Origin of the sequence: Chryseobacterium oranimense (assembly GCF_900129755.1) — a bacterium.
GTDB lineage: Bacteria > Bacteroidota > Bacteroidia > Flavobacteriales > Weeksellaceae > Chryseobacterium > Chryseobacterium oranimense.
Genome location: NZ_FQWT01000003.1, coordinates 483,265 through 499,902, shown reverse-complemented (window position 1 = coordinate 499,902; position 16,638 = coordinate 483,265). Strand labels below are relative to the sequence as shown.

14 protein-coding genes, 1 tRNA gene and 1 pseudogene are annotated in these 16,638 nt (G+C 36.4%); 13 read left to right on the top strand and 3 right to left on the bottom strand.

The window, feature by feature from the left end; translation table 11 throughout:
* Nucleotides 1–5: 5 nt before the first annotated feature.
* The 9 genes and pseudogenes from BUB03_RS12920 (at nucleotide 6) to BUB03_RS12880 (ending at nucleotide 8,093) form a co-directional block, all read left to right on the top strand.
* Entirely contained in the window at nucleotides 6–3,623 is a 3,618-nt protein-coding gene (locus tag BUB03_RS12920; RefSeq protein ID WP_073063659.1) for a DUF6443 domain-containing protein, read from the top strand.
* An 8-nt stretch (nucleotides 3,624–3,631) separates the two neighbouring features.
* Entirely contained in the window at nucleotides 3,632–4,393 is a 762-nt protein-coding gene (locus BUB03_RS12915; RefSeq protein WP_073063656.1) for a hypothetical protein, read from the top strand.
* 168 nt (nucleotides 4,394–4,561) lie between these two features.
* Nucleotides 4,562–5,545, top strand: a pseudogene (locus BUB03_RS12910) (RHS repeat-associated core domain-containing protein); the annotation flags it as partial.
* Nucleotides 5,546–5,556: 11 nt separating this feature from the next.
* A complete protein-coding gene (locus BUB03_RS12905) occupies nucleotides 5,557–5,871 on the top strand; it encodes a hypothetical protein (protein WP_073063652.1) in 315 nt (104 codons plus the stop codon).
* A 315-nt stretch (nucleotides 5,872–6,186) separates the two neighbouring features.
* A complete protein-coding gene (locus BUB03_RS12900; RefSeq protein WP_073063649.1) occupies nucleotides 6,187–6,552 on the top strand; it encodes a hypothetical protein in 366 nt (121 codons plus the stop codon).
* 19 nt (nucleotides 6,553–6,571) lie between these two features.
* A complete protein-coding gene (locus tag BUB03_RS12895) occupies nucleotides 6,572–6,925 on the top strand; it encodes a hypothetical protein (protein ID WP_073063647.1) in 354 nt (117 codons plus the stop codon).
* An 85-nt stretch (nucleotides 6,926–7,010) separates the two neighbouring features.
* Nucleotides 7,011–7,358: a hypothetical protein gene (locus tag BUB03_RS12890; RefSeq protein ID WP_139258847.1), complete on the top strand. Its 348-nt coding sequence runs from the start codon at nucleotides 7,011–7,013 to the stop codon at nucleotides 7,356–7,358.
* Nucleotides 7,359–7,419: 61 nt separating this feature from the next.
* Entirely contained in the window at nucleotides 7,420–7,770 is a 351-nt protein-coding gene (locus tag BUB03_RS12885; protein WP_073063641.1) for an enoyl-CoA hydratase, read from the top strand.
* Nucleotides 7,771–7,775: 5 nt separating this feature from the next.
* Nucleotides 7,776–8,093 (top strand): hypothetical protein, encoded by a 318-nt coding sequence (locus BUB03_RS12880; RefSeq protein WP_073063638.1) that lies wholly within the window; start codon nucleotides 7,776–7,778, stop codon nucleotides 8,091–8,093.
* A 130-nt stretch (nucleotides 8,094–8,223) separates the two neighbouring features.
* Here BUB03_RS12880 and BUB03_RS12875 read toward each other — a convergent pair whose 3' ends face one another.
* Together BUB03_RS12875 and BUB03_RS12870 are read right to left on the bottom strand one after the other, a co-directional pair.
* The gene (locus BUB03_RS12875; protein WP_073063636.1) at nucleotides 8,224–9,249 is read right to left on the bottom strand and encodes a phytase; all 1,026 of its coding nucleotides are present in this window, start codon (nucleotides 9,247–9,249) and stop codon (nucleotides 8,224–8,226) included.
* A gap of 4 nt (nucleotides 9,250–9,253) precedes the next feature.
* The gene (locus BUB03_RS12870; protein ID WP_083538915.1) at nucleotides 9,254–12,064 is read right to left on the bottom strand and encodes a TonB-dependent receptor; all 2,811 of its coding nucleotides are present in this window, start codon (nucleotides 12,062–12,064) and stop codon (nucleotides 9,254–9,256) included.
* A gap of 220 nt (nucleotides 12,065–12,284) precedes the next feature.
* On the opposite strand from BUB03_RS12870, the gene BUB03_RS12865 reads away from it, so the two are divergent.
* The 4 genes from BUB03_RS12865 (at nucleotide 12,285) to BUB03_RS12850 (ending at nucleotide 15,191) form a co-directional block, all read left to right on the top strand.
* Nucleotides 12,285–12,854 carry a DUF6624 domain-containing protein gene (locus BUB03_RS12865; RefSeq protein ID WP_073063633.1) on the top strand — a complete coding sequence of 190 codons (570 nt, stop codon included), beginning with the start codon at nucleotides 12,285–12,287 and terminating at the stop codon, nucleotides 12,852–12,854.
* Nucleotides 12,855–12,981: 127 nt separating this feature from the next.
* Nucleotides 12,982–13,066, top strand: a tRNA-Ser gene (locus tag BUB03_RS12860).
* A 373-nt stretch (nucleotides 13,067–13,439) separates the two neighbouring features.
* Nucleotides 13,440–14,225, top strand: a complete 786-nt coding sequence (locus tag BUB03_RS12855) for an AraC family transcriptional regulator (RefSeq protein ID WP_139258845.1) — start codon at nucleotides 13,440–13,442, stop codon at nucleotides 14,223–14,225.
* Between the two features lie 93 nt (nucleotides 14,226–14,318).
* Nucleotides 14,319–15,191 carry a hypothetical protein gene (locus BUB03_RS12850; RefSeq protein WP_073063630.1) on the top strand — a complete coding sequence of 291 codons (873 nt, stop codon included), beginning with the start codon at nucleotides 14,319–14,321 and terminating at the stop codon, nucleotides 15,189–15,191.
* 160 nt (nucleotides 15,192–15,351) lie between these two features.
* On the opposite strand, the gene BUB03_RS12845 is transcribed toward BUB03_RS12850, so the two are convergent.
* Nucleotides 15,352–16,632, bottom strand: coding sequence for a serine hydrolase domain-containing protein (locus BUB03_RS12845; RefSeq protein ID WP_073063812.1), 1,281 nt, complete (start codon nucleotides 16,630–16,632; stop codon nucleotides 15,352–15,354).
* Nucleotides 16,633–16,638: the final 6 nt, after the last annotated feature.

The following is a 16,638-nucleotide window of genomic DNA, read 5'->3' as shown; positions in this document are numbered from 1 at the left end:
TCACGATGAAAAAAATAATATCACTCTTCACCCTGTTGTCTGCAACGGCATATTTCAATGCCCAGACTGTCAATGCAAGCACCTCGGAGAATTATATATATACCAAAACCTGTCTTGACGGGAACTGTACCAAAAAATCCGAACAGGTTCAGTACTTCGATGACCTCGGAAGGCTAAAACAGGTTGTAGATATCAAAGCTACACCTTCCGGAAAAGATATTGTCGCCCATATCCAGTATGATGAATTTGGGAGAGTGACTAAAGAATACCTGCCTGTTCCGCAGAACGGTACCCAAAACGGGGCGATCTATGCAGATCCTTTGAGTAATGCGGTGAATATTTTCGGAAACGAGAAAATCTATTCAGAAAAAGAGCTGGAAAACTCTCCGCTGGGAAGAATAAAGAAAGTGACTCCGCCCGGAAATGACTTTACGGCCCATCCTTCAAGTATCTCCTATGCTGCAAATACAGCAGGAGAAGTGAAGAAATATACGGTTTCCACATCCTGGCAGGATAATGCTACCTTATCCGCACTTTCTGAAAACGGGACTTATGCTGCCAACCAACTGACGAAAAACAGCGTAACAGATGCAGACGGGAACATCACCACAGAATTTAAAACCTCTGACGGAAATACCGTTTTAGTAAGAAAAAATGACGGGACACAGAATGTGGATACTTATTATGTTTATAATGAATTCGGTCAGCAGGTAATTGTTATTCCGCCAATGGCTGCCGTGGCTGCTGTAAACCAGACCGCTTTGGATAATCTGTGCTACCAGTACCGTTATGACGGTCTGGGAAGGCTTGTGGAAAAGAAGCTTCCAGGCAAAGGCTGGGAGTATATGGTGTACGACAGACAGGACCGATTAATAGCCACACAGGATGCCAATCAAAAGCCGAATAATAAATGGACTTATACCCGCTATGATCAGTTTGGAAGAATAGCATATACGGGTATAGCTACTGATTATGCCAATAGAGGACAGCTCCAGTATTATATGAATACAGCTGGTGTTGCCAATGCAGCAAATAACGCAACAAGAACATCAAGTCCGTCGTTCAGCTTAAGCGGAATGGATATTTACTATACCAACGACGCCATCCCGGAACATCTTGATAACGTATTGACTGTAAATTACTATGATACCTATCCTCAATACAGTTTTAACCCTTCTTTTCCTGCAACAATATTGGGGCAAAATGTTATTACTGACAATCAAAATGCGAATGTAAATACAAAAAATCTCCCTGTGTTGTCTCTTACAAAAAACATAGAAGACGACAATTGGACAAAAAACTACATCTGGTACGATGAAAAATCCAGGGCTGTGGGAACTTACTCCATCAATCATCTGGGAGGATACACCAAAACGGAATCTTTGCTGGACTTCGCAGGAGTAACCCAGCTATCCAAGGTGTACCATAAAAGGCTTACTACCGATACCGAAAAAGTCATTACCCAGACTTTCGAATACGATGCACAGAACCGCCTGAAGAAACATTACCACCAGGTGGACAGCCAGCCCCAGGAATTATTGACGGAGAATACCTATAACGAGTTATCCAGGCTTTCCAATAAAAAGGTAGGGAACAATCTGCAAAGCATTGATTATGTCTACGACGTCAGAGGTGCACTCACAAAGGTGAATGATCCTGCGAACCTGAACGGGAAACTGTTTGGCTATGAACTCAAGTACAATAATCCGGCAAATACCGCAGCAAAGTTCAACGGGACCATTTCCGAGGTAGACTGGAGAACGGCCAACGACAATGTGCTCCGAAGATATACCTATCAGTATGACGGGCTGAACAGGCTGAAAAAAGGAGCGTATTCCGAGCCAGGCTCTTCTGTTCCCCAAAACGATTTTTACAATGAGACGGTAACGTACGACATGAACTCCAATATTATGTCCCTTCAGAGAAATACGAAAGGAGTTTCCGGAACAGCTTCACAGATAGACAATCTCGCTTATGCTTATACGGGCAACAGGCTCAATTCCGTTACCGACAGCTCAACCAATTACAGCGGATATCCTGATACCTCAGGGAATACCATTTCCTATGACGATAACGGGAATATGAAGAATCATACGGACAAAGGCGTTTTGCAGATTGATTACAACTTTCATAACCTTCCTGCCAAAATAACTTTTAACCAGACCTATCGGGTCCGAAATTTAGTAACAGGAAGCCTGACCAACCGTAATGTCACTACAAATTATACTTTTAAAGCAGATGGTACGAAATTGCGTAAAGTATATAAATACGGAGGGGATTTGTTCGTAGGTGAGGTCTCCATTTCTACAGATTATCTTGACGGTTTTCAGTATGAATCCCAGACTGCATCAGCCCCTTTCACTTTAAAATTTGTTCCTACGGCTGAAGGCTATTATAACTTTGAAAATAATAAGTATATTTACAGCTATACAGACCATTTAGGCAATGTGCGTTTAAGCTACACCCAAAACGGTTCAGGACCAGAGATCATTGAGGAAAACAATTTTTATCCTTTCGGGATGAAGCATGAAGGTTACAATGCTTTGGCAGGAAATCCGGCTTATAAATACCAATATAATGGTAAGGAACTTCAACAGGAAACCGGCTGGAGCGATTATGGAGCAAGAATGTATATGTCTGATATTGCAAGATGGGGAGTAGTTGATCCATTGGCAGAAGCAAGTAGAAGATTTTCTCCATATAATTATGCTTTAAATAATCCTGTAAGCTTTATAGATCCGGATGGAAGAAGAGCCATGACGCCAATTGGTGCTGGTGAAGGTGGTGCACCTGGAGGTTCTCTGTGGTGGTATTATGCAGGTGGTGGAAGTGCTACTTCAGGTTCAGCAGAAAGCTGGATTGGAGAAAGTACCGGAGAAGGAAGAGGAGGTAGTGCTGGTGGTAGTGGATTTGTTACAGAGGCGGAGACTTATGGTGAAACAGAGGAGTATAAAAATCTTATGGCCTATGCTAATGGCCCAGATTATTTTGGAGGCTTTGACTTTGGTCAATTTGGAGAAGACCCACCAGGAAGTAAACTAAAATTGAGTGAAAGAACAGCAAACTGGGTGCAAGAAAATATCAGAGGCCCCTTATCTGGATGGCTTGATACACATACAAGAAATGCATTCGTTCTTGATGCCGCTGGCAAAGCAAGGATGGATGATCTTAGAGGACAAATGACAGATTACATGCGTCTTAATGTTGGTGGAGGTATTAAATGGGGAGCAGAACATGGATTAGTTGGTTCAGGTTTAGGAACTGGATTAGTTGGAGCATACGGTGGAGCTGCAATTTCTATGGAAAATAAAATAGCCAATTTTGCTAAGAAAGCAGGAATTTACAGTGGGCAAAAATCATTATCCAAAAATTCTGAAGCAATAATTGAAGCTTCTTACAAACTAATGAAAGCTGGAAAATTTAATAAACAGGGAGCTGGATTTATAACAACTGATGGTAAAATAATTTTAACAGAAGGAAACCATAGTATGAATGCAGCAATTAGGTATGCAATAGAGACAGGAAATGTAAGATATATAAAAACAATTCTTAGTGGAAATTTTACAAGAAATGTAAATGCAAAGGAATATGGTATCCCAATTAGAAATTTTCTTACTAAATAATAATTAATATGAGCCTAATAATAACGTATATAGATAGTGATTATGAATATTTAATCAATAATAAAGATTTTACTATTGTAAATTTTCCTATTAAAAGTGCAATTAAAATTTATGATAATTATGGTAATCTTAAAGGCAAAAATCAGCTTAAACTTGAAATTGAAAATATTATAGGTTTTAAAGATGATCACTTAAATTCGGGTGAGGCTATAGAAAGTTTTATAGTTTATACTTTTTATCTATTAAAAACACATAAGAATTTAGTAATTTTTACGGCAGGGCTATCTTTTAGTTCCATTAAGCATTATATCAAAATAATGGATTTTATTTTATCTAAATTAAGTGATCGTACATTATGTGTTGTTAAAAATTTTTCTATAATTGATGAAATTAAGTTAATTGATTTATATATACATGTAAATAAAGTTGAAAAAGAAATCATATTTGATTTTATGAAAAATAGTTTAATAGGATTTAAGCCTAAAGAAGAATATTTTAGATATCCTCAATATTTTGGAGAAATAGAATTTGAAACTGATGATTATTTTGAAATGCTTTCTTTTGTTTTAGCTAGACCAAATAGAGATTATGAATTTTATTTTACCAACAAAAACAATCTTCAAAATCCTAAGGGAATGATTCTTATTAATAACAATTCCATATATTTAGGACTTGGCGTTGCCAAAGGTCATGAAAAATATTTAAAGGATAAATTAGCTGCAGAATATATGCAGGCTCCTATTATTTGTGATAATGTATTACCATATTAGTATTTGTTATTTGGAAGTTTATTACTTGGAAAAACTTATAGGATTTTAAATTATGAACATATTTTTAAACAAGGAAGAGCGGGTTATCCTGCTCTTACTTGTTTTAAGTTAAATAAAAGATTATTCCTAATGTATTAACAGTTACGGATAAAATAAACCGGCTGGAGCGATTATGGTGTAAGAATGTATATGAGTGATATCGTAAGATGGGGAGTAGTTGATCCATTGGCAGAAACAAGCAGAAGATTTTCTCCATATAATTATGCATTAAACAACCCTGTAAGCTTTATAGATCCGGATGGAAGAAGAGCCATGACTCCTTTTATGGGGGATACCTTTATGCAGAATGCTAATTCAGGCTGGTTTGGGGGAGATCCAATTGGGGATAGAGATAAGTTTCTAACAGCCAATCATAGTGGAAGTGTTGGGGGACCAAAAACTTTCGGACAAACCCGGGAATTTGCTAATATTATGGCTACAGCAGCAAGTCCGGGTCCTGCAAAAAATAATTTTTGGGACTTTTTAAAGGGACTGTTTGGAGGTGACAAAGGTGCTGGTATTACAACTCTTGCTTCTGGAGCAGAAATTAGTAGAGTTAGTAGAATTGTTCAGATTGGGGAGATTATTGAGATAAATGCGCAGGCATTTTATAGTGCTGTAGGTACTTTAGCAACTCGTAGTCTTTGGGGCTTGCCATTAATGCTTAATGGGGATACTCAATTTGCGGCTAATTCAAAGGGGGTTGATATACCTGCTACAGACGTAGACAGTAAACCAAAAGGAAATATAACACTATATAGAGGGGTATCTTTAAATGGAGGTATTGCATATGAAGAAGCACTTTTAGGAATAGCAACTCCTAATGGATTTAGGTTATCATTTACTGGTGCCTTTCATTCAAATATGGGACTTCATGCAGGAGGAGATAATAATAGTATATGGACATCATGGACGCCAATGAAAGATGTCGCTACTAAATTTGCACTAGGTAGAAATAATGTTGGAGGAGTGTTATTAACAAAAACGTTTACCTTAGGACAAGCTATTCCAAATACATCATTTATGGCAAAGGAATATTATGCAGATGAATATGAGTTTTTAGTGCCGGGAATTGTGGTTGGTGCGAGCGTAACACCTATCAAACCTAAATAATATAAATAATAATGAGTACAATTATAGAGAATCAAATAAATATTCTTTTAAAACAAGAAAAGATAATAGGCGAAACTTGTACAAAGCCTTCTCTAGAAATATCAAGTTTATTAGATAAAAATAGGATTATTTCATTATATGAAATAAGATTAAAAATAACAAAAAGTATTTTAACAAAAGAACTATATCTAAAATTGATTAAATCTCTTATGGATTATCCAGGGGATAAAGTTTTCCTTGTTATTATGGATTATATTAATTTTCAAGAATTATGTTTAATTGACGAAAATATATCAAACATACTGTGTTATTGGAAAAATGAATAACGTTTCAAGATATGTTAGGATTGAATGGTCATGGACATTACGGAACATCATTTGAATAACAAGCATCAAAAAAGGATAATCGTTTTGGTTATCCTTTTTATTGAAAAAAGCAGGCTTTATGAAATAATTATTTTTCGGGAATAAAGAGGAAACGGAATACTTTTAAAACATCAGCGAGGTATTTAATAGCTTATGGTTAGTACAGTAATGTTCCGAATTATGGACAAATACGACCTGCAATTCCTATAAATGTAGCAATATTTAGAGCATTAATTCAAACCACTACCCCAGCTTGGAACCTGTAAAATAAATTATATGGAAGAAAGAAACGCAATTATAAAACAGATTCAAGAAAAATTAGAAATTGAACTAAGACCAGAAAATATTTCCAACATGACCCTGGATGAATATAGAGACTTTATTATTTCAATGTTTGAGTATATAAATTTATACAAAGACAAATATCTTTTAACATCCTTAGACTTTAGGGAATTTGCAAATGATTTTGTATATAATTATGAAGATGATGGTTTTGAAGATAATTGTGGCGAAAGAGTAAGATTTTTTATGGATGAATTAGCGATTTTATATACCTATCACCCACTATTTTTTTGGGATTCTAACTTCGAGGATTTCAAAAATAAAATGAAAAGACATGTCACGAAAGGTAATGGCTTATAAAAAATTGTAAAGAAGTTATATGAAAGAAAGAAGAGAAATTTTAGAAAAATTATATCTTGAATTTAATCCAGAAAATCTCTCTAGGCTAACTATAGATCAATATAAAGATTTCTTCTTTTCAATATTCGAATATATAAATTTGTACAAAAATAAATATCACTTGACAGAAGAAGATTTTGTCGACTTTAGCAAGAGCATTCATCATAGATATAATTATGATGATTATGCAGATAATTGTTGGGAACGAGTAGCTTTTTTTATGGATGAATTGATATTTCGTTTTTCTACACCGCCGCCATATTTTTTTCATTCTAATTTTGAAGATTTTAAAAATAAATTGAAAAGAGATTTTACAGAAGGGAATGGTTTATAGAAGTATGATCGTGAGTAACAGTGGTAGCGGTGAGACTATGAAGTTCTCTTGTACATGAACATTATGTCCCAGATAAAATATAATTATGAACTTAGTTATGAATGGTCTAATTATAAATGATCTTTATGAAATAAGAAATCATTTAGATCAAGTTATTGATTATGTTAAAAAAATTAAAGACCAGAAAGATATTTTTAACTCTGCATTTTCTGAAACAAGACAACATTTATTTGATATTTACAATGACAGATTGGATTCAAGTATCCATTTAAGCGATTCTTATGAAGGACATAGGGAAGTTGTTGAACGATTAGAGAATTCAGATTTGGAAAATGTAAGATTGTCTGTTATTGATGGAGAGGAAAAAAGTTGTTCTATTTTTAGCAGTGAAGATTATAGTATCATTCTGGGAATGATATTTTATGATAATTAGATAATGGAGTTGCTATACTTTTTTGGTAATAGGTAATGTACAATATGTAAAACCTTAATCAATGAAAACAAAAGAAGAAATATTCAATTTAATAAAAAAAACAGTTAATCTCTCTGAAGAAATTAATGATTATCAAATGAGGCTGAGTAATGGTAGATTTGAAAGAGAAAATTTAATCGGAATATATAAAATAAGAAAAGGTATCGCTACTCGCCAAGAAAATTTTAAGCTTGCTGAACAAATGAGTTTATTGCTTATTGGATTAGAAGATTATACAGGAATATTATTAAAAGGAGCAAATATTTATGGTAAAAATTATTTCGGGATGTATTATTTAAGTGAAGATTGGGAGAAGGTTATTGGATATTTAGAAAGTGAAATTGATGAAGATAAATTCAATAAATTAATTTAATATAAATGAATGATCTGATTTACAATACTGTAAAAGAATATGATCCAAAATTAAAGGATTTTGAGATTTCACACTCAAATTACCCATTAATACTCGATGATTTAATTACCTTGTATAAAGGAAGAAATAAAATGGCTAAAGATGAAAAAATAAAAGAATTAACATCTAAAGTTTTAATTAATCTTCTATTGCTTAAGGAGAAAGCTGTTGAATATGTAAAGTTTGTTGTTGTGAGAAATGATAGTATTAGTAGACTATTTGTTTTTGATGTAGATTATTCAGAAATTTTTTTCGATTTCACATTGCCAAAAAATGAAATTTAGTTAATCATACTCCAACGTCATGATTTGATATTTCAATAATTAACTTATTGAAAATATTTAAAAACCCTCAAAAAAAGGATAACCAAAACGGTTATCCTTTAAACGATAATAAAATTGAAACAAAATCCCTCTACTTTCCAGCCTCCTGCGCCGCTTTTATCCTTTCTTCAACAACCCACCAGTCATAAAAATGAAAAACCCGGCCATTGCTCATCGCAACCAGCATACCCTTTGGAAACTGTGGTCCAAGATTGATGTTGGTAACCTCTGAGCCGTCACTTTCACTTGTAGAAACCGGGATCTCGGCAATCCTTCCTTTCGCAGGATCTTCCCGCAGATATACATTGAAAGTATCTTTTTGCTGGTTCGAAACCAGGATATAGCCTGTTTGTGCTGAGGTAGGATAAATAGAAATTCCTTCCAGATCAGACTTAAAATCGCCTTTTCCAAACACCAGTAGCTCCCCATTTCCTTTCGCCGGATCTGCATGATATTGATGTACCCCGAACTGCTCGTCAGAATAGTAGATGTAGCCCAGTTCATCATCCACGGCAATACTTTCGATTTCTTTCAGGCCGCTGTATTTGCCGAATTTACGGATTACTTCACCGGTGATTTTCCCATCCTTCTCAGAAAGCTTATACTGCCACAGATAGCCGTCGGCCGGCCCGGATTTTCTTCCTACAATAATATCGATTTCTCCCGTTGCCGGATTTTTGTACATCGAAATTCCCATCGGAGCGCGTTCCGTTTCACCGTCAAAAACTGTGAATTCACCCACTTCCTTCAGATCGGGGAGGCTGTAAAGCTTCACTGTATTGGTCTCCCTTTCCGTAACGGCAGCAATGTCCGTCTTTTTTCCGTTCAGCATAAAGCCATACTCAATATCTACATTGTTCGGGCGCTTTAATCCTGAAACCTTGTTGATGATTTTTCCGCTCAGGTCGAAGGCATACAATCCGCCGTCAGTGTCCTTATCGGTTCCTATAACGATACTTTTCGAAGCATTTTCGGGATTGATCCAGATTGCCGGATCATCCGTATCGTGTACCACTGTTTCTGTGATGACAGTGGGTTTTATACCTGAATGTCGTGCAGTGCAGCTTACCACAAAAGGGACAACTGAAACTGCTATAATAATTGGTAACTTTTTCATACGTTTAAAAATCAAATTTCAATCCTAAAGTGAATCTCGGCTTATAATATTCCACCTGTGCGGTGCGGCTCTGGATTCCCTGGTAATACCGTAACGGCTGGTTCGTAAGATTATTGGCCTCTGCAAAAATTCTCAGCTGGCTGGTGATCTTATAGGAAGCATTGGCATCCAGGAAAACCTGCTTGTCATAATAACGGTCTTCAAATGAATTCCCGCCCAATTCATCGATATAATGAGAAGCATAGTTCATAGAAACCCTTGCCGAAAAACGTTTGTTTTCCCATGAAAGCGATCCGTTGAACATATGAGGGGCGGCTCCGGGAAGTCCGACATCCGTTCTCTCCACACCATCTTCATTCGTAATGCCTTTTGCTTTAGATTGGGTGTAAGTATAGTTGATATACACTCCAAGCCCTTTCCAGAATGCTCCCGGAATAAAATCTAGCTGGCGCTGAAGGGCAACCTCAAAACCATAAATATCCACATTGTCACCGTTACGCTGCTGTGTAAAGCCCCAGTTGCTTTCTCCCGGGGGAATAGGGTTGGTTTGTCCCGCAAAATCATTCGCAAAATCCCCTGATGTATAATTCCTTCTTGAATAGGTATAAATAAAGTCTTTAAGATTCTTATAAAAAACACCTCCCGACAGGATTCCTACAGATTTAAAGTACTTCTCTGCCATAAAATCGAAATTATAAGCATACGTAGCTTTCAAATCAGGATTTCCCGCGGCAATGGTTTCATCGCCGGAAATCACATTAAGATAAGGAACCAGCGAGTAATAATTCGGACGGGCTAAAGCAGTGGTAAATGCTGCACGCAGGATAAGATCCTGGACAGGAACATATTTAAAAGATACATTCGGAAGAATATTCGTATAGGTATTGGTACGGTTGATTTTCCCTGCCAGATCTTCTTCATCCAGTACATAATTTCCCGTATAATCAATTTTTGTAGTTTCAATACGGGCCCCGATGATCATCGAAAGTTTATCGTTGAAATCCTGATCCCATCTGATGTATCCGGCATAGATATTCTCCTTTGCAGTATAATTACCCGACAGGAATTCTTCCGGTTTCAGCTCACCTTTAAATAAATTAGGATTAAACAGGTCAAGACCGCCCAGATAGGAGGGATCTGCAAAAGTTCCCGGAACATAATTTCCCGGCTGAAAATTCTGACCGTCAAAATATACCGTAGGAACCGACAGGAGACTTCCCATATCATTCAACGATTCAAAAGCATAATAATCATTGTCCCGTTCCTTTTCTTTTACACGAAGACGCAAACCTGCCCGAAGCCTGCCTTTCTGATCGTCAATAACAGAAAAAGGGAAACGTACATTTACCTTTGCCCCGAATTCTTTTTCCTGGGTAAAGCTGTTGGAATCCGAAAGATCACTTAGCTCATAAACTCCCGGATTATCTGTAGAAAGGGTAGTGATCATGGGCCTGCGCGGATCACTCAGGTCCGAAGAGAAATTCATCTTTCCGTTTTCAAACTCTATATGCCGTTCATGCGGTTTCTTTTCGCTGGCAGTAGCATAGTTCATGGACCAGTCGAGGTCAACCTTGGAGCCTAAGAGATGTTCCCCTCTTAAAGCATAATTCTGTATTTTCTGTCTTTCAAGACGGGTATTGTCGTTATCGGAATCTCCGCCTTTATTCTGTCTTGTGATGCTGCCTTTCCAGCCTGTGATCTCCGTTTCGTCATCATTATAAACCGGTTTTATTTTATAGCCCAGGGCAAACCTGTTTTCCTTATCAGTCCTGAAATTATACATCGCCGATGCATAAATTTTGTTTTTTGAATTGAATTCATAATCCATATTCAGGTCAAAACTATGCCTGATGCGGTGCTCATCGTAATAACGGATTCCCATTTTGCTGACGTAAGCCGTTTGCGCAGCATCTTTGGCAAGGCTCCACGTAGGCTCAATATTATCGGACCCGAAATTATTGTTGTTGTAAGAAAAACTGAAAACAGCTCCTAATTTTTTGTTTAAAAAACGGTTCCCATAAACAAATCCTGCGGTGTAATTTCCTTTTTCACGGATCGGGTTGTAGCCTCCTGCGAGAGTGGCGGAAATCCTCTGCCCGTTGGGTGAAGCCCTTGTGATCAGGTTAACAGAACCTCCGATGGCATCAGCATCCATATCAGGAGTCAGTGTTTTATTAACTTCTATGGTAGAGATCATATCAGAGGGAATAAGGTCCATCTGAACATTACGGTTGTCACCTTCGGCAGACGGAATCCTGTCACCGTTCAGGGTCACGGAATTTAAGTTGGGAGCAAGACCTCTGATGATCAGGTTTCTTGCTTCTCCCTGGTCATTTTGTATGGCAATCCCGGGAACACGTTTCAGGGCATCACCAATATTGGCGTCGGGAAAGCGCCCGATCTGGTCGGAAGAGATCACATTTGTAATATTGGCATTGCTTTTTTGTTTGTTCAGCGCTCTGGCCTGGTTTTTCAGGGTAGATCCGCTTACCACCACTTCCGCAATCACTGTTTCCTTTCTGTTGAAAATAATATTTTGTTTCGTATTCTTCTCAGCTTCTACAGTTACCTGGTACTCACTGATACCGTAACCAAGATAATTGACGGTCATGGTATAATTTCCAGGAGGTACATTCAGGAAAACAAAGTTTCCGTGATCATCCGAAGTCGTGTAGATGTTTCCCGGTGTCAGGGAGATTTTCGCACCCGGCAGCGATAATTTGGAGTCATCATTGATATTTCCGGAAACCGTTCCGGTCTGTGCATAGAAAAAGATGGATGCACAAAATAAAACAGACGTAAAGATTTTCTTCATGGTATGACAGTATATTAAGCAGACGCAAAATTAAACGTCTGTTTGGGGAATCGCTTGAAATGTAGATTACGATTGTTTTAAGGATTTATGAACAGCAGATCCGTGATAGAATAAGAATTGTGATCCTAATTGCCGGAGAATTCCTAATTTTAAACTTTTAGATTCTGTTTTTAGAAATCAGGTTTATATTTATTTTAAATACATCATTACCATGATAATAATGAATGAAGCATTTGCAAAAGAACTGATGAATCTGGCCGAAAAAGATCTGTCGGTGAGAGAAAAACTGAATTCTGAAGGCAAGCTTGCCAATAGTTATCATCCGGAAATGGAGCTGGTCCACAGGCAAAATGCGGAAAGACTGCGAAACATCATTAAAGAAATAGGCTATCCCACAATTTTAAAAGTAGGAGAGAAGGGCAGTGATGCAGCATGGCTGATTATTCAGCATTCTATCGGTGAGCCTGAATTTATGAAAAGCTGTTATAAGATGATGATTGAAAACAAAAACGATATCAATCCCCTGAATATAGCTTATCTGTATGACAGAATCCGGGTATTTCAAAGCCAACCTCAAAAGTACGGAACACAGCTGACCGCGGAAGGAATACCTTATCCTGTAGAAGATAAAAATCACCTGAATGAAGAACGCCTGAAGGTTAATTTACAATCTTTTTCACAGGAAGAAATAGAACAAATCCCAGGCATTGAAACTATTAATGAATTGGATAACAAAGATGCAGATTATACGATGTGGAGAATAAAAACAGGATGGATAACAGCTCCTTAAATTACAGTGTTGACATTATTTAATTGTGTATTTCTATTTTTTACAAAAGAGTTAAAAAAATATTTGGCCAGTTTCAAAAAACGTTATATATTTGCACCACTGAAAACGACGGTACAGCCGTTATTCAGGAGAGTTGGCAGAGTGGTCGATTGCGGCAGTCTTGAAAACTGTTGACTGTAACAGGTCCGGGGGTTCGAATCCCTCACTCTCCGCAGAAAAGTAAGAGTAAAACTCAAAAAATGCTTCAAAAGCTATTAAAACCTGCAATTTGTAAAAATTGCAGGTTTTTTGTTTCCATTTGGTAGTGTGAGAAGGGGATTGATTGTTATGGCAAGTATACTTCTCTAAAGATATTCTTTTAAAATTGGCAGTTTCAGCTTTCCAATTGTTTCCCGAAAAGCGATTTATAATTATGTTTCACATTCAGTTGTTTTCAGAGTAATAATCAGGATAAATATAAATTAGTAGATTTGAGGTTATTAATTAATTTTTTATTTCCTATTGTCATCAAAGTTGATAACATATCCATTTTTATTTACTGTAAACAAAATACAAGAAATAAATACAACCACTATAAAGGAAAGGTTGAGTAGAAAGCCACACAAACTTTTCCAACCGCACCGGACCGATTTTTTTCAGATCTATCTATTTACGGATGGAGTAGGAATACATACTGTTGATTTTGAGCCCATAGAAGTATCACCCAGTCACATTTTGTTTATTTCAAAGGGACAGGTACACGCATTTGACCCAAATGAAACATATGATGGGAAGGCACTTATTTTTACAGAAGAGTTTTTTTGCAGAACAGATTTTGATAGGAAATTCCTGCAATCGACTTTGCTTTTTAACAATAATTTTAGCCAGTCATACTTTAAAATAAACAATAATTTCAATAAGCTTAATGAGTTGTTTTCTGAAGTACTTGAGGAATTAAAGTATAAATCTGACAATAAAAAAGGTGATATTTTACACAATCTCCTGTATCGTTTATTGCTGCTGTCTGAAAGGGAGGTAGATGATCAAACGGGTATAAAAAGAAAAATATCAACCCCAGACTTGTTGTCCTTCAGGTTCAAACAAGAAGTAAATATAAAATTTAAAAATTATAAGAATACGGGGTTTTATACCAAATTGCTCAATGTTAGTCTCAGAAGTTTACAATTGGCTACATCCTCTACCTTCAACAAAACACCTAAAGAAATAATAAATGACAGAATTCTGCTGGAGGCTAAACGTATGTTAGCATATGATGAATTGTCGGTAAAACAAATTGCGTACGACTTAGGGTTTCAAGAGACTACAAACTTCAACAAATTTTTCAAACTCAAGTCAGGGTTAACGCCAACTGAATTTAAAAGAAAATTGTAATATTTCGCGTTTTTATCATTTATATACGTTTTTATATAATTATTGTCGGGAACTTATTTTGTTATTTTGGACCATAATATTAAAAATGTAAATATGAATAGTTTGAGCTTAAAATCCCTCATAATTATACCTGTAGGAGTCGGATTGATTTTCACAATGTTAATTAACGGGTGGACGTTACTAACCGGAGGGGATACTACGCATTTGGAATATCTAAATTATTATAACCGTACGAATGTTGATCAATATCCTTCTTATTATACAATCCTTTTATATCTTACAGCAGTTTTACAATTAATAGCATCTGTTTTTTTAGCTATTGCCCTAATCGAGCGGGAATTTTTGGCAGATAAAAATGCAAAATTCTTTAAGTGGGGAATTTTTTTTAGTATTCTCTCTGTTGTGCTTTATGGGTTTATGGTTCGTCTATTGTCGAATCATGGAGCCTCGGCAACAATGTATTTTTATGTAGGAGTACTTTATTTTTGTCTGTGGTATATAGAGCAAAATGATAACAATTTGAATCATAAAATATTTACCAGAATCAAAATATTACCCATTTATTTCACGATATTCTATACGATGGGTTTTCCGGGTTGGCAGAAGATTGTTAATTCGACCGAAGTTATGGGAGGATATATCAAATTATTCAGTAATTCGTTTTTATCAAAGATACCAGGCGGTATTGAACCCTTTATCTATTTCCTGGGTATTTTGGAAATATCTGTACCTATTCTTTTAATTCTGAGCTTGATTAAAAAAGAATTCTTGTTGAATATCCCAACTCAATTTCTTGACTGGTCAATATTTATATCAGTGTGTACCTTTGTTATGTTAAGCCTTGGTTTGGGAGTTGTATTAAACTACCCAGGATCTACAAACCTTATATTTTATGCTGTTTTTACGATGGGTTTATACAGTTACATTTGTACTTCAAAAAGAGCTATTAAAACCTGCAGTTTGTAAAATTGCAGGTTTTTTGGATAACCTTTTATAATTCTCAAAACAATCATAACTATTATGACAAAAAATCGCGGTACTAATTTTTTTAAGTGCTGCAGAATGATGGCTGTTGACTTGACTCGATGAATTATTTTTATATTAATATGGATTGAGAGTTATCTCGTTAATCAGTGATGGATTGATAAACAGCCGTCTGAAATTCTTCTCCTATAGAATACCACGGAGATAAATATTCCTGTGTAAAAAGAAGGGCAATTATACCTTCCTTAGGATCTGCCCAACCGTGAGTATTGAACGCACCGCCCCAACCAAAGGTTCCAATACTCTGAGGCGATAAGTAATCATTCTTTTCGGTAACTATTGAAAAGCCGCCTAAAGTGAACTGAAAGTTTTCCGGCTGTGGAGGCAATGGAGAAATGAGAACGTCATCACCCAATTGATTGGTAAGCATTAACTCTACGGTTTTTCTGCTAATTAATCTTTTGCCTTTATAAACTCCTTTGTTAAGATAGAGAGAATAGAATTTTGCCATATCGCTTGTGGTAGAACTCAATCCGGCTCCTCCAGATAGATAACTGCCCTCCATTTTGGGAAAATCAGCATTTACCCCTTCATATATCGGATGCTTCACTTTTATAAGTTTATTTTCGGGAGTTACTTCGTACAGACCGACTAGCCGGTGTTTCTTGTTTTCGGGAAGGTGAAAATAAGTATCATTCATTTCTAGTGGTGTCAGTATATTTTCCTTAAGATATTTATCTAGATTTTCTCCACTCCATATTTCAATAAGATATCCGAGCAAATCTATATTCAGTCCGTATGTGAACCGCTCTCCCGGATTGTGTTGTAAAGGCAGTGTTGCCAATAACTCCATTTTTTCTTTGAGATTTGAATTTGTAGTGCCTATACCGGATGGGACACCGGCTTTTTCATAAATGCTCCACATGGTAGGGTCGCTGAAAACAGCCGGATAAGCAATACCCGAAGTATGTCTTAATAGGTCACGGATGGTAATTTCCCGGGTAGCCGGTTGGGTTACATAACTTCCATCTTTAGGATTATAGCTGATCAAAACCTTCGGGTTTTTGAATGCAGGAATATATTTTGAAACCGGTTCGTCTAATAAGAATTTACCATTTTCCCAAAGCATCATCACAGCAAGACTTGTAATGGCTTTTGATTGTGATGCGATTCTAAAAATATCGTCAGTCTGCATTGTCTTCTTTGCTTCCAAATCTGCATAACCGAATGCCTTGTTATATACAATTTCCCCGTTTTTAAGAATGAGGGCAGTTGCACCGGAAATATGAGAAGCTGCGATATGCTTATTAATTACAGCATCTATTTTTTCCAATCTTTCACTATTAAATGCTTTTGTTTGTGCATAGGCAGGCTTTGAAAATAGCATTACCAGGCCCATAAAGGCTACAACAATTGTTTTCATCTGTTT